16 protein-coding genes are annotated in these 20448 nt (G+C 71.5%); 8 read left to right on the forward strand and 8 right to left on the reverse strand.

The genetic code is table 11. The features are described from left to right. Window positions 1-119 precede the first annotated feature (119 nt). Window positions 120-1478, reverse strand: a complete 1359-nt coding sequence (locus tag WMF24_RS16485) for a DUF2403 domain-containing lipoprotein (protein WP_437737359.1) — start codon at window positions 1476-1478, stop codon at window positions 120-122. Window positions 1479-1663: 185 nt separating this feature from the next. Continuing rightward, the gene (locus WMF24_RS16490) at window positions 1664-2566 is read right to left on the reverse strand and encodes a LysR family transcriptional regulator (RefSeq protein WP_437738814.1); all 903 of its coding nucleotides are present in this window, start codon (window positions 2564-2566) and stop codon (window positions 1664-1666) included. A 140-nt stretch (window positions 2567-2706) separates the two neighbouring features. On the opposite strand from WMF24_RS16490, the gene WMF24_RS16495 reads away from it, so the two are divergent. Together WMF24_RS16495 and WMF24_RS16500 are read left to right on the forward strand one after the other, a co-directional pair. Further along, window positions 2707-3390: an O-methyltransferase gene (locus tag WMF24_RS16495; protein ID WP_437737360.1), complete on the forward strand. Its 684-nt coding sequence runs from the start codon at window positions 2707-2709 to the stop codon at window positions 3388-3390. Window positions 3391-3494: 104 nt separating this feature from the next. Beyond that, complete coding sequence (locus WMF24_RS16500; protein ID WP_437737361.1) at window positions 3495-4607, forward strand: hypothetical protein; 1113 nt, start codon at window positions 3495-3497, stop codon at window positions 4605-4607. A gap of 195 nt (window positions 4608-4802) precedes the next feature. On the opposite strand, the gene WMF24_RS16505 is transcribed toward WMF24_RS16500, so the two are convergent. Together WMF24_RS16505 and WMF24_RS16510 are read right to left on the reverse strand one after the other, a co-directional pair. After that, window positions 4803-5654, reverse strand: a complete 852-nt coding sequence (locus WMF24_RS16505; RefSeq protein WP_437737362.1) for a hypothetical protein — start codon at window positions 5652-5654, stop codon at window positions 4803-4805. Then, window positions 5651-6052: a hypothetical protein gene (locus WMF24_RS16510; RefSeq protein WP_437737363.1), complete on the reverse strand. Its 402-nt coding sequence runs from the start codon at window positions 6050-6052 to the stop codon at window positions 5651-5653. Before WMF24_RS16510 ends, WMF24_RS16505 begins: the two co-directional genes overlap by 4 nt. A 379-nt stretch (window positions 6053-6431) precedes the next feature. Here WMF24_RS16510 and WMF24_RS16515 point away from each other — a divergent pair, with 379 nt between their 5' ends. The 5 genes from WMF24_RS16515 to WMF24_RS16535 all read left to right on the forward strand — a co-directional run bounded on the left by WMF24_RS16515 (window position 6432) and on the right by WMF24_RS16535 (window position 13292). Then, the gene (locus WMF24_RS16515) at window positions 6432-7397 is read left to right on the forward strand and encodes a hypothetical protein (protein ID WP_437737364.1); all 966 of its coding nucleotides are present in this window, start codon (window positions 6432-6434) and stop codon (window positions 7395-7397) included. A 670-nt stretch (window positions 7398-8067) separates the two neighbouring features. Further along, the gene (locus WMF24_RS16520) at window positions 8068-8463 is read left to right on the forward strand and encodes a hypothetical protein (protein WP_437737365.1); all 396 of its coding nucleotides are present in this window, start codon (window positions 8068-8070) and stop codon (window positions 8461-8463) included. Next, a complete protein-coding gene (locus WMF24_RS16525) occupies window positions 8438-9454 on the forward strand; it encodes a KGGVGR-motif variant AAA ATPase (RefSeq protein WP_437737366.1) in 1017 nt (338 codons plus the stop codon). Before WMF24_RS16520 ends, WMF24_RS16525 begins: the two co-directional genes overlap by 26 nt. 14 nt (window positions 9455-9468) lie before the next feature. Further along, complete coding sequence (locus WMF24_RS16530) at window positions 9469-11412, forward strand: hypothetical protein (protein ID WP_437737367.1); 1944 nt, start codon at window positions 9469-9471, stop codon at window positions 11410-11412. Continuing rightward, complete coding sequence (locus WMF24_RS16535; RefSeq protein WP_437737368.1) at window positions 11409-13292, forward strand: hypothetical protein; 1884 nt, start codon at window positions 11409-11411, stop codon at window positions 13290-13292. Before WMF24_RS16530 ends, WMF24_RS16535 begins: the two co-directional genes overlap by 4 nt. Window positions 13293-13428: 136 nt before the next feature. Here WMF24_RS16535 and WMF24_RS16540 read toward each other — a convergent pair whose 3' ends face one another. The 4 genes from WMF24_RS16540 to WMF24_RS16555 all read right to left on the reverse strand — a co-directional run bounded on the left by WMF24_RS16540 (window position 13429) and on the right by WMF24_RS16555 (window position 18016). Then, the gene (locus WMF24_RS16540) at window positions 13429-14547 is read right to left on the reverse strand and encodes a TOMM precursor leader peptide-binding protein (protein ID WP_437737369.1); all 1119 of its coding nucleotides are present in this window, start codon (window positions 14545-14547) and stop codon (window positions 13429-13431) included. A gap of 22 nt (window positions 14548-14569) precedes the next feature. After that, the gene (locus WMF24_RS16545) at window positions 14570-15352 is read right to left on the reverse strand and encodes a SagB/ThcOx family dehydrogenase (protein ID WP_437737370.1); all 783 of its coding nucleotides are present in this window, start codon (window positions 15350-15352) and stop codon (window positions 14570-14572) included. Between the two features lie 11 nt (window positions 15353-15363). Beyond that, window positions 15364-17523, reverse strand: a complete 2160-nt coding sequence (locus WMF24_RS16550) for a TOMM precursor leader peptide-binding protein (RefSeq protein WP_437737371.1) — start codon at window positions 17521-17523, stop codon at window positions 15364-15366. A gap of 274 nt (window positions 17524-17797) precedes the next feature. Then, window positions 17798-18016, reverse strand: a complete 219-nt coding sequence (locus tag WMF24_RS16555) for a hypothetical protein (protein WP_437737372.1) — start codon at window positions 18014-18016, stop codon at window positions 17798-17800. Window positions 18017-18933: 917 nt separating this feature from the next. Here WMF24_RS16555 and WMF24_RS16560 point away from each other — a divergent pair. Next, window positions 18934-20421: an RHS repeat-associated core domain-containing protein gene (locus tag WMF24_RS16560; RefSeq protein ID WP_437737373.1), complete on the forward strand. Its 1488-nt coding sequence runs from the start codon at window positions 18934-18936 to the stop codon at window positions 20419-20421. Window positions 20422-20448 lie beyond the last annotated feature (27 nt).

Genomic DNA, 20448 nt, shown 5'->3' on the forward strand with positions numbered 1-20448 from the left:
ACCTTCCGACGCGCCGTCCACGTCGGCCGAGCGCTCCGAGCGGGCGCGGGCCTCGCCGCTCGTCCCTGCGTTTCATGGCGCTGTTCGATTCCACGATTCCACCTCACCGTGCCAGCGGCTCACTCAGGCAGGCGCATCGAGATCATGGCGTCGATGGCGCCGCGCGAGAGCCTGCCCGGCAGATCGGGGAGCATCTCGGCCGCGGCGGCGGGGATCCTCTCGGGGTGGATGACCGCGACCTGGATCGTGCGCTGCGCCTCGTCGAGCAGGATCATGAAATAGCGATCTCCGATGGGCCGGCGCCATGTCGGGCAGCCGTCCGAGCGCCCGCCGGCCTCGATGACGGGCCCCTCCTCGTAGGCCTCCTTCGCGCACGCGTCGACGACCTCCACGTCATCGGCGAACGCGTCGCGATCACAGCCGCTCCCGCAGACGCTGCCGCCGATGTGCCCTTCCTGGTACGAGCGGACGCCGGTGCTCATGAACTCGCGGTTGCTGTAGTCATTGCTGTCCATCACGACCTCGAACACGTTGATCTCGCCGCAGCCGTCGCCGACGGTGCCCGTCTTCGAATAGCAGTTGCAGAGCCCGTTCCACTTGCGGCCGCCGTCGCGAATGAGCTCGGACGCGACGAACGCGACCCACGGGCCGGGGTGGCCCTGCCCATCGCCGTCGCACTTCGCGACGTCCGCGTCGTCGAACGTCATCGACGCGAGAAAGACGACGAGCTTCGAGCCCGCCCAGCCGAGGTGCATGACGCCCGGATCCTCGGGACAGTAATAGTCCCTGCCGTCGCCGCACGCGAAGGGCCTGTCCTGCGTGAAGTACGTGACGCAGTCCGTCTTCGTGAGGTCGCCCGTGAAGTCGGCGGACGTTGTCTGCCCCTGCGTGACGAGCAGGTTGGAGCCCACGCCGCTCCTCGCGTCCCACGACGAGACCATCTGCCAGGCGGCCGGGTCGCCGCCGGGCTGGTAGACGGCGAGCTGCTTCACGCGGATGGCCTTCATGATCAGGGTCATCTCCTCGTCGAACGGAGCGAGCCTGTCGCTCGTCGTGTGGTGCTCCGCCATGCAGCAGTGCCCGCCCCAGGTGTCGTCGCCGTCCTTGTGGTCGCACGCCGGATCGCCGGGCTCGCGGTCGATGCGACGGGGCCACCAGCCGGGCGCGCCGATGTTCGTGAAGGTCATCGTCCCGCCGCGCGTCGGCGTGCTCGGCTCGGCGACGTGGGGGCCGAGACCTCCGCCGGCGCCGGTGGCGCTGGTGGACGGGCCCCCGCCGGCACCCGTGGCGCTGGTGGACGGGCTCCCGCCGGCGCCCGTGGCGCTGGCGGACGGGCTCCCGCCGGCGCCCGTGGCGCTGGCGGACGGGCCCTCGCTTGCCTCGCCGCCTGCGCCGCCTCCTCCGACGTCGCCTCCGCCACCGCAGGCGCATGCGAGGAGGACGAGGGCGGCCCGCACGAGGAACGATGAGCGTTTCATACCCGTGAGTGTCTCCGGAGCGCGCCCGTTCCGTGAAGGAAAGCGACGGAGCCTGGGCTGATAGGTCATCGCAGCAGGACCGGGGAGCGGGCGCGACGGAGCGCATTTCCCTGGGCTGGACCAGGGAGCGGGCGCCACGAAGCGCGTGGAGGTGGCGCTGGCCTGGCGTCCTGGACCGGGCGTGGCTACGCCGCGAGCTCCGCGATCGACCGGCAGACGCGGCGGAGCCGGTCGCGCAGCCACCGGTGCGCGGGATCGGCGTCGAAGCGGGGGTGCCACGCCTGCGCGATGGTGATGGGCGGCGTGGTCACGGGCAGCGGGAACGTGACGAGATCGAAGCGCGGCGCGGCGTGCGCGAGCCACTTCGACGGGAACGCGCCGACGAGGTCGGAGCTGGCGAGGAGGAGCAGCGCCGCGTAATGGCCTGACGCCACGGCCGCGGTGGTCCGGGCGAGCCCTTTCTTCTGGAGGGCGTCGTCGATGGGGCCCCAGGTCTTGCCCAGCCGGGAGACGCCGAGGTGGGGGTGCTCGACGAACCGCTGCAGCGTCACCTTGCCGGACGCGAGCGGGCTGCCGCGGCGCACCACACCGACGAAGCGGTCTCTGGCGAGCGCCTGCACGCGGATCTCCGGGCCCATGTCGCCGATGATGCCGACGTCGATATCGATCCGGCCCTCGCGGAGCGCGGCCACGTCCTCGTCGCCCTCGGGGAGGAAGCGGACGGCGACGCGCGGGGCCTCGACCCTCAGCGCGTCGAGGAGCGGGGCGCCGAGGAGCCCGATCATGCCGTCGCTGGTCCGGATGGCGAAGGTGCGGGTGAGCGCGGAGACGTCGAGCGCGCCCCGCTCGCGGAGGATCGCGCTGGCCGAGGCGACCGCCGCGCGCACGCGCGGGCGGAGCTCCGCGGCGCGGGGCGTGGGCACGAGCCGCCGGCCGGCACGCACGAGGATCGGGTCGCCCACCGCCTCGCGGACGCGCGCGAGCGTGCGGCTCATCGCCGAGGGGCTGAGGTGCATCCGCTTCGCGGCGAGAAGGACGCTCTCCTCCTCGAGGAGCACGTCGAGCGCGACGAGGAGGTTCAGATCCATGGAGTGCACGGGACGCAACTATACCTTACCGTGCATGCACTGGAAGTCATCTCTCGGCGGGTGCAGGTTCCCTGTCGAACAGGGCAGCAGCGCGCCGGCGCGCTCAGCGCCGTCAGGCTGCCCGGAGGAGACATGACATCATGAGCACCACGCTTGCTTCGCCGCGCGTTCAAGGGACCCTCGACCGCCTCTTCCAGGACGCCGAGAGCGGCGATCCGCGCATCATCGCCCGCGTCCGCGGCGACTGGGAGCGCCGCGGGGCGAACCCCGACCCCGAGCGTCTCGCCCACATGTTCGCCGACGCCTATCTGCCGGTCTCCCGCGAGGTCGGGAGGCTGCTCCACCTCCTCGCCTTCGCGGCGAGGGCGCGCACGGTGGTGGAGTTCGGCACGTCGTTCGGGATCTCGACGTTGTTCCTGGCCGCGGCCGTGCGCGACGGCGGCGGCGGGCGGGTGATCGGCAGCGAGATGCACCCGGAGAAGGTGCGGCGGGCGCGGCACAACCTCGAGGAGAGCGGGCTCGGGGAGCTCGTCGAGATCCGCGAGGGGGACGCGCTGGTGACGCTGCGGGACGTCGAGGGGCCTATCGACTTCGTGCTGCTGGACGGCTGGAAGCATCTCTATTTGCCGGTGCTCCGGATGCTCGAGCCCAGGCTGCGGAGGGGCGCGATCGTCGTCGCCGACGATCTCGACCTCGCGCCCGAGGATCTGCGGCCCTATCTCGACCACGTGCGCGGCGCGGGCAGCGGCTACGGGTCGGTGGAGCTCCCGCTGGGGGACAGGCTGGAGATCTCCTGCTGGCACGGCCGCGACGGTGAGGCGTGAAGGCGAGGGGGCGCGGCGGGTCGACGCGGGAGGGCGACGGGCCGCGAGCGGCCTCGGCCTCACCGCCCGCCGGGCGCGGAATGCATCTTGAACCGCGCTGATGCATGAGCGACGAGGCTGCGCATCCTTGTGACGCCGCGGGGGCCGCGGCGCTCCCGCTGACCGGGGCGCCAGGCGAAGCGGGCGCGCGCGTGCGCCCTGTCGACGCGTGGCTCGAAGAGGTCCTGTCCCGCGCGGTCCGCCGCTACAACCGGCGGCCTCGCCCAGCGAGCATCGCGGCGTCGACCGGCGTGACCGAGCCGACCGACGCGCGCGCGGTCATCCGGCGCGCCTGCCTCCGCTCGGCGCTCGCGGGCGGCGCGACAGGGGCGCTCTCGACCGGCGCGGCGGCGGCCACGGCCGAGACGCACGGGCTCGGCGGGCTCGTCGCGATCCCTGCCGCCGCGCTGGCGATCGGCGGCGAGACGGTGCTCCGGCTGCTCCTTCACGTGCAGATGCTCTGCGAGCTCGCGGACCTCTTCGGGCTCCGGTTCGATCCGGACGAGCCGGCCGACGTGTGGGCGCTGCTCGCCCTCACGTTCGGCGTCGTGGAGCACCCCCAGGAGAAGGACGATCCAGCGGGCGCGCTCGTGCGTTCGGCGCGCGAGCGCGGCTCGGACGTGGCGAAGCAGCTCGCGGCGCGGCTCGCCGGCGAGAGCGTGGCGCGCAACCTGGTGCCCGTGCTCTCGGTCGCCTCGTCGTCGATCACGAGCTGGGTTGTCACCCGGCGCCTCGGGGATACAGCGCGCCGGTACCTGCGTTACCGGCGCGCGCTCGACGGGGCGCTCGGCGACGAGGCGCTTCGCCCGCACGTCGATCGGCTGTTCGAGGGGCTCTGGTTCATCTTCACCGCCGACGGTCGGCTCAAGCCGGAGGAGACAGCGCTGCTCGCGGCCGTGCTGCGGCAGCTCCCTGCCTCGGCGCGCGCTTGCCAGAACGAGCGGCTCGCCGACGACATCGCCTGGATCGAGCGCCTCCGCGCCGTGCCGGAGGGCGCGCGCGCCCCGCTGCTGTGCGCGCTCGAGATCGCGGCGGCCATGGACAAGGTCGCGTCGCTGCGGGAGCGGAAGCTCCTCGCCCACGCCGCGGCGGCCCTCGGCCTGCGGGTCGACGAGGGCAGGCTCGCGCGGATGATCGGCGAGTTCGAGGAGATCGGCACCCTCTGCGCGGCCGCGTAGCGTGGGCCGCGCGGCGGCGCGCCGCGGGAAGGGTCGCTGCGCGTGCTCGGCGAGCTCGGGCCCGGCGCCGAGCACGCGTGCTCGGCGAGGTCGGGCCCGGCGCCGAGCAAGAAAGCAGCTCGTGCGTGGCCTCCCTGGCCATCAGGATCACGGGGTAGAGCGGCGTGCCGAGCCTCTCCCGCAGCCGCCCGCGATTCAGGGTCTGGCGGCATCGATGCGCGCGACGAACGCGGCGACGGTGAACCAGTTCCGGTTCGATACGGCCTTCGAGCTGCACTCGTACAGCCGGCTGCGCCATGTCCCCGACACGATGTCTTCCGTGAGCTCGGCGCCGTCCAGGCCGCCCTGCCGTCCCATCCACAGGGCCGTGAGCGAGCCCGCGTGATGATGTTCGTGGAGCTCGGCCCCGGTCAGCTTCGTCTCGGAGTTCGCGCCAAAGGCCATGCGCGGCGACACGAGCTGGTCGTATCGCGCAAGGGCGACACGCAGCACCTCGAGGAAGTACGGCGGTGCGACGTCGGCATACGTCTCCAGGAGCCGCTCCCACGTCACCGTCGCCACCGAGAGCTCGCCGACCTCGGAGGCGAGCGCCGCCGGCAGCAACGCGACGTGCGCGACGCTCGCAGCGTCGACGTCGAGCCGCCCCGCGATGTAGCGGATGAGCTCCGCCTGCGCCGCGAGCTGCTCGTTCAGCGCCGCGGTCGTGGGCCGGTCGTACAGCTTGGCCTCGATCGCGATCAGCGCTCGCCAGGGCCCGGCGATGTAGATCAGCACGTCGGGCGTGTCCTTCTTCACCGGCGCGCCCGGGAAGCGGGCCTTCGCATCGCCGACGACCGACTCCGCGAAGCCGTACTCGGTGAAGAACTGCACGTCGGCGGAGGCAGGCCGCGCGTCGACGTCGATGCGGCCAAGCCCCACCAGCTCGGTGAGGCGGCCGAAGTGCGCGAAGTCGTCGGCACACACGAGCATCGGGAGCACGGTGCCCGTGAAGTACCGCTCCTTCCGGTTGAAGGGGAGTCCCGTGTCGGCGAGGTGGGCGACGCTCATCGCGCGGTCGTGTCCTTCGTCGCGTCGTGCCCCTCGGCCCGGTGCTCGCCGATCACCTCGATGGCGCCGACGATCGCGTCGTTGAACGCCTCGAGGTCCTCCGCCGGGATCCAGTACTCTGCGTGAACGCGCGAGCCAACGATCTTGACGTCGTACCTGGCCAGGAAGTCCGAGCGCACGGCGAAGCGCGTCACATAACCGACCTTGCCTTCGGCGGTGTTCCAGCGGCTCGCGATCTGCGTCGCGTACTCCTCGTTGCAGACCGGGTAGAAGATGGGCTGCTCGGGGAGGCGCGGCGGGAAACGGCGGCGGCCGCTCGCCTCGATGAGATCGAGCTCGGCCTGGCCCACGGGGCGGTAGAGCGTCGTCGTGGGGGTAGAGGGGGTAGAGGAGGCCATGACCGGCAGCGTACGGCATGGGGCGGCGCGCCGGGAGGCCCTTCTCGCGATGCCGGAGGAGGACACCCGCGCGGCACGACGTGCCGGATGAGGCGTCCCGGACCCTGCCACGCGCCCCTGCGTAGCTCGACACACGAGCGGTCGTGAGGCGCTGGCAGGAGCGTTGCGCAACAGCGCAATCCGTTGCGGAACATGACCGGGTATTGCGCCCCGAGCCGCCTCTTCGTCGCCAGTCGCTGCGCTGACATACGCGCGAATCTCGCGCTGGCACGTCGATTGCCGTGCCGCCACGCCGCAACGCAACCACGGCGTGCCGCCGCGGCGGCACGCCGGATTCCATCGGATAGCACAGGAGGTTTTCCCCGTGAGTGAATCCCCGATGTTTTCGACAGTGGTCCTGCCCCCGGAGCTCGTCGCGGACGACGTGATCGGTCTCCGAGATCAGATGAGCGCGCGCGTCGCGGCGGTGCTCCGGCCGAAGGGCGGTAAACGCAAGGAGGGCGACGCGACGCTGCCCAGGGGGGTCGAGCCCCTCGCGGCGCTGCCGCCGCACATCGACAGGCCGTGGAGGCGGTTCGACGCGGCCGCGACGGAGCTCCAGGGCTTCCGCGGCCTGCGGGCGAGCGCGCAGGCCGACCAGCGCCACGGGGCGCCGACCGAAGCCGAGCAGAGCGCGGCGAACACCGACAGCGACGACCGATGGCGCGCGTTCGAGCAGTGGAACGCGGGCGCCGCGGGGCTCTCCGACGATGGGGAGACGCCGTCGCCGACCGAGGCGCGCTGGCTGTATGGCCAGCTCTTCCCCGCGCCCGAGGGGCTTCGCTTCATCACCCGCCGGCCCCGCGTCCAGTGGGCCGCGATGGTGCAGCGGATGAAGATGCTGGAGGAGGAGCGCGCGCAGGCGGTGATCGAGGGGTTCGGCGGGGCCCGGCACTACCAGCAGCTCGTGGCCGCCCACGCGCGCTTCGGCGAGGCGTACGGCTTCACGAACGTGGTCCTCGCCAGGGAGGGCGCGCCGACCGACGGCCGGCCGCAGTGGAGCGCCGCCAGGGATGCGCTGCGGAGCCTGATCCAGAAGATCGAGAGCCACGCCGACCCGGAGATCCCGGGGAGCGAGGCGCTGGCGGCGTTCCTGCTGGCGCCGTACGTCGAGATGGTCGACGACCTGGCGAGGGCGCGTCGGAAGGCCCCGGCGAAGAAGCCCGAGGCCGCCCCGGCGGCCAAGCCCGAGACCGCCCCGGCACCCAGGCCCGAGGCCGTCCCGGCGGCCAAGCCCGAGGCCGCCCCGGCACCCAGGCCCGAGGCCGTCCCGGCGCCCCCGGTCGGGGTCACCGGGACGCCATGAACCCATCCGGGTGAGGTGGCGCGTCCACGCGGGAGATGGGTGGCACCCATCTCCCGGTGGACGTGGGTCCAAGAAAAGATGGGTGGCACCCGTCTCCGCGATGGAGGTGCATCCCAGAAAAGATGGGTGGCACCCGTCTCCCGGTGGACGTGGCTCCAGGAAAAGATGGGTGGCACCCGTCTCCGCGATGGAGAGGGCACCTTCCGGCCCGGGGAGGGCCCTTGGCAAGGCCGACTCGCCGGCTCTCTGATGTAAGCAATCTCACTCTACGCCGCCTGGCCGGGGCCCGCCGGTGCCAGATCCCCCTCACTTGGCACACGACAGAGCCGGCCTGGCACATTCCAGGCCCGTGCGTTGCAGAAATTGACACCCTGCGCGGCAGGCGGTGACCATGGTGCCATGGCGCGCACGGCTCCGGTTCCGAACATCCCCGCGACCTTCCTGTCCCTCAGCTTGCGGGCGCCCCATGCCGCGGTCGGTGCTCCCCGGGCGAATCGAATCCTGACGCTCCAGGAGCATACCTCATGCCCCCTGCGGGGAGCCGAGCCGCACCGGCAGTGTGCCCACCTTGACAGGCGCCGAGACGCCGCGTACTAGGGCATGCTTGGTGATTCAAACCACGGGCGGGTAACGCTCCGCTCGGTTGCTGGTGGGGAGCGCAGCGAGCGGAATGGCGGTCTGGCAATTACATCTCCGCTCGGCGATGCATCCTGGCCTGGACGAGGCAAGGGCGAACGCGCTGTGCGCGTCCGCGCGCGTCTGCATGGATCGCCACCACAAGTCCCCCACGAAGCTCAGCGTGACCCGCGATGAGGAGCCGGCCGCGGAGCCTGAACTCGCCTGGTCGGAGCCCACGCAGACGGAGCGCAACGCGAACGCGAACCAGCGTGATGCGACCTGCGATGGCGCGTACGCGGTCGCCCTCGTTTGCCTGGAGAGCCAGATGAACCTCGTGGCGGTGGCGCGCGCCGAGGACCTGGGATGCTCGGCTTCCCCAGGGCTCGCCACCCGCGCAGCCCGCTATTCCGCGACGCGAGGCCATGATGCTCAAGGTGACGTTCTATAGCTACAAAGGGGGCGTCGGGCGGACACTGGCGATGCTCAACGTCGCGGCGCTCATGGCCGAGCAGGGATGCCGCGTGCTCGTCGTGGACCTCGATCTCGAGGCGCCCGGCCTGGGTCTCTCCGCTTTGACACGGGCCAAGACCGCTCAGATCGAGCGGGCGCGTGCGGGGGTCTCGGACTTCCTCTTGGACCGCTGGGCATCGAGCGCGACTCCGGTAAGCGCGTACGTCTACCCCGCGCTGACAGAGCGGTTCGGCGACAGATTCCACGTCATGCCGGCGGGGACGCGCGCTGGCGAGGTATCGAGGAACGTCGAGGAGCTCTTTCGCGAGCCGCAGGGGGATGCCGCGCACCTCTTCATGCTCCTGCTCGCCGAGATCGAGGCCTTCATCGCCCCGGACTATGTCTTCTTCGACAGCCGCACGGGCCTGGCGGATGTCGCCGGCGTCTGCACGATGGAGTTGCCCGATGTGGTCGTCGCCGTCTGTGGTCTGAATGAGCAGAACATCGGCGGGATGGAGGGAGCGCTGGCCCAGATGCGTGAACATTGGTCGGCCGTGTCGCGCCAGGTCGCGACGTTGCTGGTGCTCAGCCCCGTACCACGAGAACCCGACCTCGCGCGGCGCGGCGGGGTGATCGAGCCCGTGAGGAATGTCTTCCTGAGCCTCCGCGATCAGCCCATCGAGCTCGCCGACGCGATGCGGCGGCATCCGCTCGGCGCGAGACTCCATGAAGCTCAGGCGCGCCTGCTCGCGCCTTTGGTTCAGGAGCTGCCTCGAATTCAGCAGCGATTCCCTCGGCTCGAGCGGCAGGATCTCCTGCATATGCTGGAGTACGACCCGTGGGTACCGCTCGGGGACGTGCTCGTCGGCGATTCAGGTGCCCCCCTGGCGTTGCAATATCAACTCCTCGCGCGTTCCATCGCACGTGCGACGGCGAACGACACGTTCGACGTCACCGTAGCGGTGGAACCACCTCCAATCCTGGTGTGAGCGACGCAGGGCGCATGGCGACCGGCAGACGCGTGCTCTCGTTCCTGAGGGACGCGATCGAGCAGCGCGACCCCGATCGGGACATCCCCCTCGCGAGGGAGATCCAGGACGAGATCGAGGCCTCACTGCTCGCGGGGGAACAGGAGCGCACGACGGCGCTGGAGGCGGTGATCCGGCCGGTCGTTGATGGGCTCGCCGCCTCCCCGGAGGCGTGGGGCGAGGCGGTGAACCTCACCGTCATCTACCTCGATGAGGACCGGCGCGGCGCGCGATCCGACCAGCTTCTGCTCTCGTCGAGCCTGCTGCGGGCGTTGCTGATGGCGAACGCGGCCGGTCGGTACGTCTTCTTTCAGCGCATCGACGAGTGGAACGTCTTGAACGCGCTCGAGCCCGTCCTTCCGTCTCTGGAGCTCGACCCGAGGGAGGCGGTCGCCCTCGTGGGTCGTATCGATGCGTTCACCGCCAACGATATGGCGCGCGGCACGCCGATGGGCGCGGTCAAGCGGTGGGCTGCCGCTCACGCCGAGACCGCCCGGCGCGTGGTCGATGCATGGCTGGACGATCAGGAATGGGCAAAGGGACTCGGGCTGTCGGCCGTGCAGGTGTTGGTCGAGGGGGCCGTCCTGGGCCAACCGGACGGCGTCGCGTGGCGAGACGCCGTGATCGGACGCTTGCTCCAAGCGAACGACGAGTGGCGCTGGGCGCTCGCGGCGACGCTTGCCTGCTTTGCGTGGCCCGATCCCGAGCCTCCGGTCGAAGCGCGCCACGAGGCGCTGCTGACGCACGTCGACCGGCTTCCTGGCCGGCTCGTTGCCGTCGGCCTGAGGGCGGTTGCCCGCGACGCGCGAGCTCATCCGGCTGCCTCGATATCGACGGCGCTGCGCCTCGTGAGCATGGGCTCCGCAGGGGACCAGGACCCGGTGCAGCTACAGAGCAGGGCGAGCGACATCGCGGAGATCGGCTTTCGCGCGTTGCTCGGCGCCGGCGACAGGGGCATGAATCTGCCGGCCATTCGAGAGCTCTTGCCGCATGTCCTCGATGTCCCGCTCCGTGCAGGGTTCCGGACGCTTGATATGTTGCTCGCGGAGCTGGCGAAGCGGGAGCTCGGCTTGGCGGAAGCCGTCGCGGTGCAGTGGCTCGGTCGACACGTCGCCAGCTTGCGTGAGGTTCCGGTGGGCCTCCAGGAGGTCCTGCCCTCGTTCACGCATCGGCTGGGCCCCGAGGCCGCGGGAGCCTTTTTGGTCAGGACCCTGGTGGATCCGCGGCCGGAGGCTCGCCTCGCTGCTGCCTTTCTCGTCGCGCGCAAGCGCGGTTACGCCGTCCGTGAGGACGCGTTCATGGCGCTGTCGTCGCGCCAGGCCGAGGCGTTCGCTCACGAGCTCGTCGGGACCGGCGTGCCCGGAAACATCTATATTCCCCTGCTCGTGCGCCTGGCGAAGGCGAGGGCCGACGTCCGCGAGACCGTTCGAGCAATCCTGATCGAAGACGCTGTGGAGGACTACCCCGGGGGGTGCCACGAGGTGCTTGCACGCTGGGACGAGGACGGTGGACCCGGTGATCCTGCGCTCGCGTCGTTGCGGGCAGAGCTCACTGCGCGCCTCGATCAGCGCGAGGGCCGCCATGGGGCGCAAGCGGCGATCCCCGAGCTCTGGGTCATGTCGCCGGCGCGACCTCACTGGCTCGTGCTTCAGAACCGTATCTTCCAGGAGACCATTCGCGCCGAACAGAGGTCCGGGCGCCACCCGTTGCTGGAGCTCGCCGTGCGGATCCCGCTCGCTCGAGGGGAGGGAACGCGCATGTCGCGCCAAGACCCGGAGATCGTGCCGCTTCAGACCCATTCGGGGAGCGTCGAGCTTCCGTTCCGGGACAACATCGATCGCGTGGCTCCGGTGCTGTCGCGCATCCGCCATCGCGAGCGCGCTGCGGCGCTGCTCGCCCAGGGGGAGGGGAGCACGTGAGGGAGGCCCTGAGCCGCTACATCCGGTCGCTGGCCGAGCAGGAGCAGGCCAAGGACGCCCCGGAGCGCCGTCAGGACCTCGGCACCTTCGTCGACTGGCTGCTCGAACGGCAAGACTTCACCATCCACCTGCGCACCTACAAGCACGAGGGCACGGCACGCGAGAAGAACGCGGGCAAGCTCCAGCACGGGGTCGATATCCTTGCCAGCAAGCCGGACCCCGACGGGGAGCCCCGCCTCTACCGCTTCGTCCTCAAGGAGGGCAAGATTGAGAGTGCCGAGTGGGCCGCCGGAGGAGAGCAGAAGTCGATGGTCCATGACATCTGGCGCGCGGCGGGGAGGCACCGCGGGCAGGATGGCTGGTACACGCTCGAGGACATTCGGTTCAAGCGCTTCACGGTCGTCGCCGTGCACAATGGCGACCTCGATCGGGAGAGCCTGTCGGCTCATGTCGCGCAGCTCCGAGACGAGCTCGACGAGCGGGGCATCGGGCTCGAGTGGTGGGACGCTGGCCGGTTGGTCGAGCTCTCGTTGACGCCTGCCTATGGCCACGAGATCCCCTCCGTCGAGCTCAGGGCCGACGCCTCGCTCTTTCCCCCCGGGGTCCGTCCGTTCGTGCGCGGCGCGCTGGACTCGCTCGGTCGCACGGGGGGGCGCGGCTTCGATCTCGAAGCCGTCGATCGCCTGCTCGATGAGGTGCTACCGCTCGGGCGGGAGCTCGTCGGCTCTGGTCCGGGCGAGCGTCTCGGAGATGGGGGCGCCCTCGCGCCCCGCGTTTTGCGCCGGCTGCTCAGCGAGCTCGCGCTCTTCGCGAAGATGGTCGAGGTGGAGTGCTCTCGTGTCGCGAAGGGGTCGACCTTGCCGGTGTTCGACACGATCGAGCGAATCCTGTGCCGGGCCATGGAGCACGTGCGGCGTACCTCGCGCGCAGCCTTTGGCGCACACCTGAAGGCGGTAGACGAGCTGCTCCGGGGGCTCGTCCTGCAGTACGTCGCCCAGGCGGAGACCTTGATCGTGCGCCTGGAGCTGCTCCGGGCCGTGCCCCGCGGTCTCGCCATCGGGTCCCCGAGCGAGCCCGTGGACTATCCGCTGCGCGCTCTCCGCTTGGGTGGCTATCTCGCGACCACCGGGTTATGGCTGCTGTCCGATCCGGTGACGCCACAACCCGAGCGCGCGCGCCGGATCGCCGAGATCCTGCACGATCTCTGGACGCACAACGAGGGCGGATTTGCCAATCCTGTGACCGACGACCAGCTCATCGAGCTCGGTTTGATCTGGGAGCTCTGGCTCCGTGCAGGGATGCGCGCTGAGGTCGCCGAAACCGCGGGCGGGTTGCTGGAGCGGCTCTTTCTTCGGAAGGCGCTCGATCTGCCTCTGCCTGCGCTCTATCAGCGCGCCCGCGTGCCGATGAAGGACGAGCACGCGCAGACGCTGTCGGAGACATACCTCCGCGGTCGCCGAGCCGCGCCGCCGGCCTTCGAGGACGGTGGCAGCACGTTAGCGCCGCTCGCCGTCTACCTCGCTCACACCGGCGGTCGAATCCACGATGCGAGGCTCCAGGCGCTGGCTGAGCCCGGCCAGGTCGAGTCGTCGGACAACGGGGCAGGCGACCATCAGGGCCGCTCCGTCCACCTTCAATCCTGGATGCCTCCAGCAGATGCCGCTACCGAATGGTTCGCACAATCGATCGAGTACCGCGGTCATGTGCAGGTGTTCGATGTCTCGCGAGGCGTTGCCGGTCTCGTCGCGGATTTCTCGGAGTTCAATCAGCCGCTGCCCGCGAGCCCGGCGGACGCATGGAGCCTCCCCGTGATCGATCGTATGGCCTGGAAGCTCTGGCGCACGCCCCCACCGATGGCGCTGTTCATCGCCCTGGTGTGATCACCGCAGGCGCACGCGGTGCTGGTCGTAGTTACAGCGTGAGCTGGAGAGGCCGCCCTCTGGCCCGGCGAGCCCTTGGGCGGCCCGCCTCGCCGGGCGCTTGGATGCAAGCGAGAGCCTCTTCGCGGCGCCGAGGCTAGCCCTCCCCGCACACCGTGCACCAGGGCAGCCGCACGAGCATGTGGTGCGACGTCTCGAAGGTGCAAAGGTCCTGGACGAGGAGCCGGCCCGCGAGCCGGGGGGGCGTGTACGCCGTGATCGCCTTGAGCGCCTCCATCGCCGCGAGCTGGCCGAGGAGCTGGCCCATCGCGGCGGCGGGCGGAGCCGGCGCGCCGCCCGGGCGCGCGGCGGGCGCAGGGTTCAGCGCCCCCGCCTCGGCGCAGATCCGGCACGCGGTCTCGCCCGGGAAAACCAGGGGGCCGACGACCGCCGCCGCGCCGGCGAGGTGCGACCAGAGCGACACGATGCGCGCGCGATGGGCGAACCGCGCGACGCGCTCCAGGAGCGGCCCATCGTCCGCGCCCACCGCCGCGACGATCAGGTGGGGGCGCCCTTCAGGCGAGTGGAGATCGGCCCGCCCCTCGGGCGCGCGGAGATCGGCCCGCCCCTCGGGCGCGCGGAGATCGCCCGGCCCCTCGGGCGCGCGGAGATCGCCCGCCTCGAGCGCGGCGGCGGAGCTCTCGTCCACCCGGCACCGCGGCGCGCGCCCGCGGATCAGCGCGGCCACGGCGGCGCGGCGGGGCGCGCCGAGCGCCGCCTCGCCGCGCTCCCGGAGCACCGCGGCGTCGCCCGGCCCGACGACGCCGTCGTCGACGAGGTGGAGCGCCGCGACCCCCGCCGCCGCGAGCGCGAGCGCCGCCGTGGCGCCCCAGGGCTCGAGCCCCGCGACGAGCACGCGCGCGCCCGCGAGCCGCTGCTGCGCCCCGGCGGCGGCCGCGGGCCACCGCCGGAGGAACTCGTCCTGGCCGCGGAGACGCTCGCGATCGAGGGGCGCCGCCGCGTCAAGCGCCGCCTCGATGAACCCGCGCGCCTCGAGCAGGTCGAGGAACCGGATCACGCTCGCCGACGAGTAGCCGGGGAGCGCCTCGACGACCGCCTCGCGGTCGCGCGACCCGTCGAGCAGCGGCACGATGCGCTCGACGAACGCGCTCTGGTCCGAGCCGGTGAGCTGGAAGGCGCCCAGGTCGGACTGGAGGATGACGCCAACGCCGGTGGGCGTGATGCTGGCCGAGCGGCTGAGTCGAATGCCTGGCATGGTGCTCTCCGACGGTCGTCGTTCAGGCGTGCTCGGTCTCTGTCCGGCCCCCCGCCGGCCCGGGATGACCTATGCAGACGACGTAGATGGCCTCCTCGTCGGCCGGGAGATCGAGGAACGCGCTGAGCTCCTGGTCATAGAAGCCGCCGATGGCCACCGGGCCGAGGCCCATGGCCGTCGCGACGAGATAGAGGTTCTGGCCGAGGTGCCCGGCGTCCAGCCACACGTAGCGGTAGCCGCGCTGGCCGTACTTCCACATCGTGCGGAACGCGATCGCCGTGACGATGACAACGACGTTGGTGTTCACGAGCATGTCCTGACCGAGCGCCAGATCGGCGAGCGCGGCGTGCGCGGCGCATTCCCGCCGGAGCTCGAGCTCGTGCGCCCGGGCGTCGTAGTGGTGAAGGCCGTCCGCTACCCCCTCCACGGCCTGCGTCGCCACGTAGATCTCGAGCGGGTACCGGCCGCCCGCCGAGGGCGCGGGGCGCTGGTTGCTCCACTCCCCATCGCCCTTGCGCAGCGTCTGGACGCCGTAGCTCGCGTGAAGGAGCCGACCGAGCGTCTCCAGCGGCATCGGCCTGAGCGCGAAATCGCGGACCGACTGCCGCCGCTCCAGCACCGCGCCGAGCGGGGCGTCGACAGCGAAGTCGCGCCCGGGCAGCGCCGTGCGCGCCGAGCCCGCGTAGGTGCGGAAGCGGCGCGGCTGGAGATCTGCGTCGAACGTCCGCTCCAGCGGCCGCGATCTCACGTGCGAGGACTGGAGGTGATAGAGCCGCGCGACGTCCGTCTCTTTGCTCCTTGCCATGGTGTCCTCTCTCAGGCCATCGGGTGGGGATCGGGGTTGGTTCCGTGCGGCGCCATCGAGCGGAGGCGCGGGTTCCCGAGCTGCGCGAGCCCATGGCCGAAGTGGATCTGCTGGAGCTCGGGCCCGACGGCCCGCGCGACGCGGAACGGGGTCGGCGCGAGATCGGGCGACGTCACGTCGACGATCGCGACGCGGAGCCCCGCCGCCGTCACGCGCCGGGCGAGCTCGGACAGCGAGACCTCCCCGGGCTCTTCGAGCTGCGAGGCGGCCACCGCGCCGCCCTCGCGGAGGAACGCGAAGGCGACGGCGCGCTCCGCGGGAAAGTAGTAGGCCGCGTGATCGCTGAGCGTGCGCACGTCCTCCGGCCGCTCGGGGATGGCGACCTCCTGGCCGGTGACGAAGCGGATGACGCAACCCACGATCTGGCCCTGCTCCAGGATGGCTTTCCTGATGGCCGCGCGGGGGCTCAGGTGGGCGGCGAGCGAGACCACGGCGCCGGGCCAGCGCTTGCCATCGCCGTAACCCACGCACATGACCGCGGGGACCGCGATGCCCGCGTCCAGGAGATACAGCTCGACCCGTGCGCCGCACGCCGCGAGCTGGCGGGCGACCTCGCGCGCGTCGGGGTCGATCGATCCGTCGAGCACGATCCGCCGCCCCGGCCTGCGAGCGAGCCAGGAGATCATGAACGCGTCACGCTCGATGAGCTCGAGCGCGGCCGCCATCGACGCGTCGTCGAGCGTCGCGCCCGCGGCGAGCCCGTTCGAGGTCACGTCGAAGAAGCGGGCCTCGGGTGGAGCGCAGTAGCTGTAGTAGGCCGCGAGCGCCGGGACGTGCACGGGCGCGCCGGTGTCCAGCCAGCGCCCGCGGACCCAGTCGATCGGCGTTGTCGGAGAGACGGGGACGTAGGGGAACCCGGGGCGGGCGTACTGCGCTTCGTCGTAGCGACCCAGCCGCTCCGGAGCGATGAAGTCGCCCTTCACCTCGACGATGGAGGCGCGGAGGAACTCTGCCGTGTCGACGCGCGCGGAGGCGTAGCGCTCGATCGCCTCGCCCACCGCCCTGATCATGGCGTCGACGGCGGTCGTGCCCTTTCCGGTGCCGGCCTCCGGCTCCCCGCAGCGGTGGGCGGGCCCCGCGCCGTCGGTGTAATCGCTGAGCACGGCCGTGGCGGTGAGCGGCGATTCGAGCGCGAGCGCCGGGCTCTTCATGTCCAGCCTGAGGTGCCTGACGATACCCGTCCGCGTGTCGACGATGCCAGCGAGCAGCCGGCGGAGCTCCGCTGTGTCGCGCGCGCCGGAGAGGCGCACGCGCGGGGCCTCTCGACAGGTCCCCTCCCGCCGGGCGCCGGCGGCGCCGCCGCAGACAGGGCACCAGGGCATCTGAACGACGGCGTGGAACGACGCCTCCGGGTCGACCAGGTTCTGCACAAGGAGCCCGCCCGAGAGCGGCGACGCGCCCCGGCGGACGAGCAGGTCGAAGGCCGCGAGCGCGACAGCGTGGCCGAGGAACGCCGGCACGGGCGCGAGGTAGGTGCGCGCCCGGGGGCCCGGGCGCTCGGCGAGGAGCGAGGCCTGGAGCGCGTGATCGGCCTCGGCGTTGTCGCTCGTCGCGAGCTGTCGGAGACGGCAGCACTCCCAGCACGCGGTCTCGCCGGGCACGACGGCCGGGCCGATCACCGCGTCGAGCCCGTCGAGGTAGGCGCTGAGCGACGGGATCGACGCGCCGTGGGCGAAGCGGGCGACGCTCTGAAGGACGAGGAGATCGGCGCTCGAGACGCAGGCGAGGATCAGGTCCCAGCCGGTGTCCTCCTGGACGAGCGGGCGCCCTGCGCGCGCGACCAGCGCGCCGGACGAGACCGCGCACCGGGGGGCGACGCGCGACAGCGCGAGGGCGAGCGCTGGGGCGCGCTCTCTGCCGAGGTCCGCCTCGGTAAACGGGCCGAGAAACGGGCCGAGGTCGTCCACCGTGACCGTCCGGTCGTCGAGGACCTGGAGCGCGCCGACGCCCGAGGCCGCGAGCTCGAGGGCCGCGACAGCGCCCCACGGCTCGAGGCCGACGACGAGGACGCGCGACCGCGCGAGCCGCTCGCGCGCCTCGTCCGGAGCAGGCGGGGCGCCCCCCTCGAGCGGTGAAGCGGAGGTCGATGAGCTGGGTCGTTGGATGGCCACGCGAGATCTCCAGAGAGAAGGCAGCGCGACGAGGTGCCGACCTGCGTCGCGCCGGGCCGCCGGTGCCGGTATTCGGTATGCAGCAGGTTTGATGCCGGCGCCGGACGAGGGATGCTCCGAGAGCCGACGGGAGCACCGCCGAGAGCCAGCGGGAGCACCGCCTCGCGGCGACCGGCGTCGAGCCGGCGCACCCGCGGCGCTCCGGGAAGACGGGGAGCTGCTGTGCACGCTCCTCGACTCCCCGGGGCGCGCTCGTTCGCCCGGCTACCCGGGGCTAGCTGCGGGCGCAGTGGCAGTGACAGTGGCCGCAGTGACAGTGACCGCAGTGGCAGTGGCCGCAGTGACAGTGGCCGCAGAAACAGTGGGCGCTGGCCGGATCCATTGCTCCCGCGCTGTCCAGCCTGCCCGACAGATCGTCGACGGCGTTGTGAATCTCCTCGATCGCAATGTCCAGATCCTTCGGCAGATTGTTCGTGATTTCTACGTTCGCCATGGCTGAACCTCCAGTTCTGGTCCCCCCACAACTTAATGGCTCACAGCCACTCTTCGTCAACTCGACAGCTCGCGAATCAGCAGCGGAATCTCGTGTGTGATCTCCTGTCGTCCAGGCTCCTGTCATCCAGGCGGACCAGCGCCTCGGTCGCAGGAGACGCCGTGATCGGCTGGCGGGGGGCTTCTCGCTCGCAGCGCTCGCTCCTTCTCTTGTGGCGGTCGTGCTTCCCCGGATGATGGATCGGACCTGGGTCGATGTTGCCCTCGTCGACGAGCGCGCCGCCTCGGCTCGCCGCTGTGCCCGGGCAAGCCGCGCCCGGGCAAGCCGCGCCGCACATGCCGGCCGGGGGCGGACGCCTCCGTGAGAGACGAGCACGGCCGGCGCTGGGGAGGGATCTGTGTTGACGCTGCGCTTCATGGAAGGAGATGCAGACGCCGGCTGAAAGCCAAGCTCATCGAAGCGGCCGTCCCACCGGACAGACACGCTGCACGCGCTGCGTGGGGCCTCACCGCTGCTTTGACGACCAGCGCACGTGGGGGAAGCCGCCGACGCGGTCTCCCGAATCCCAGGTGCGCCACCTGGGATGGGATCTCGCGATGTGTTTCGTCGCACGCGACAGGGAAGATCGAAGTCGCCGAGAGCCCCGTGGTGCGGTGGACAGGCGGAGTCACCCGACGCCAGCTCCCCAGGCCCAGGCACCGGCGGTTGGGCCTGGGTTGGGGCCATGCCTCGTTCTGCGCGAGGGCCACCGGTCCACAACGGAGAGGTCACACGGCGGGAGGCGCTTGAAGTCAGCGCGCGCTGGCGGCCGGGGGATGCTCCCGCTGGCCTGACTCGGGAGCACGAGGCGGCGCGAGCAGCTTTCAGCGCCAACGCCGGACAGTTGACATCGCCTGGCGGCTGTCGAGAATTTGCCCATGGCGCGCACCGCTCCGGTCCCGAACATCCCCGCAATCCCTGGCATGAACCCCGGTGTGTGGATCATGGGCGGCGGCGGAGGAGGCGCTGGGGGCAATGGCCGCGGCGGGAACGGCAGCGGCGACGGGCAAGGCGCCGGAGGCGGCAATGGAGGGAACGACGCGCAGGGAGGCGGCAAGGGCGCTGGCTCGTGCGGTCCAGGCACCGGCGCCGGCTGTCCGAACCCGTCCCACGGCGGCGGCGGCGGCACACACGCCGGCGACCCTATCGACCCCGTGACGGGCCGGGTCTACACGGTCCCTGCGGTCGATCTCGCGCTCCCGGGGCCGCTTCCGCTCGTGATCAAACGAGCGTACAGCAGCAGCGCGCGCGATCGCGACGTCGGTCTCGGTCGGGGCTGGGCGCACTCGCTCGCCTGGGAAATCGAGCCGCACGCGCAGCCGAACCTGCCTGGGTCGGACCCAGGCCACCCGGGCTGCGGCGAGGCGGCGCGCGCCACCCGGTTCGTATGGGACGGCGACACCTTGGTGCACGAGGTGCGGGATGCCGCGGACACGCACGGCAACACGGTCGTCCACGAGCGCACGTACAGCTTCCTACCGCGCAGCCGCGCGCCGCTCGCCCACCGCGATGCGCTGGTGCGCGCGTCGGGCGAGCGCGTGGACGGCGGCTGGGTTCACTACATCAACGACCCGGTCGGGCACCCTCGAGCTCTGGTGTCGGGCCAAGGCGAGGTGCTGTGCCGCGTCCGCCGCAACGTCTGGGGGCAGGTCGATGCTGGAGAGCACGACCAGGCGACGACGCCCCTCCGTTTCCCGGGACAGTACGCGGACGACGAGACCGGCGTCGTCTACAACCGCTACCGGTATTATGACCCCGAGACAGGCCGGTACATCAGCCCCGATCCGCTCGGGCTCGCAGGCGGGCTTCGCCCGTTCGGGTATGCGAGCAACCGGCCCCTCGCGATGATCGATCCCGACGGGCTCGCGCCGGTGCGCGCGAGCGTCCAGGGGCCGTACTCGAACGGGCCCTTCGGCTCGTCCACGGACGTGCGGTCGGGGCAGCGGCATTACGGCGGCGGAGAGCGCCTGCCAAACCAGCTTCACCCCGCCGTCCAGGACGCGCTGGTGCCCGTGTACAACGGTGTCTCGGCCAGAGGCCAAGCCGACGCGCTGCCGCACTACTGCGCGGAGCCGTGGGCGATGACCAACTACATCCGAAACTACGAGCACGCAAACGGCATCCCTCCGGATACGATGAACCCCCAGCACCCGAGCTGGAACGACTGCATCGGTTCCATCCAGTCCATCACCGCTCAGCAGGGGCAGACGAGCAGGATCCCTTGCCCCAACTGTAGCCAGATGCTGGCCAACCTGGGGGTGCAAAGCCATCAGGTGCCGCCCGTGAACGGCCAGAACTTCAGCCCGCCGGACCGGGGCTGGGCGAGCCAGCACCAGGGGCCGGTCGTCCACCTCGGCTTTCGCTGACGGGAGGCCATGTTGACCGCCATGTCG

The sequence above is a fragment of the Sorangium sp. So ce1335 genome (genome assembly GCF_051521615.1).
In the GTDB taxonomy this organism is placed as follows: Bacteria; Myxococcota_A; Polyangia; order Polyangiales; family Polyangiaceae; genus Sorangium.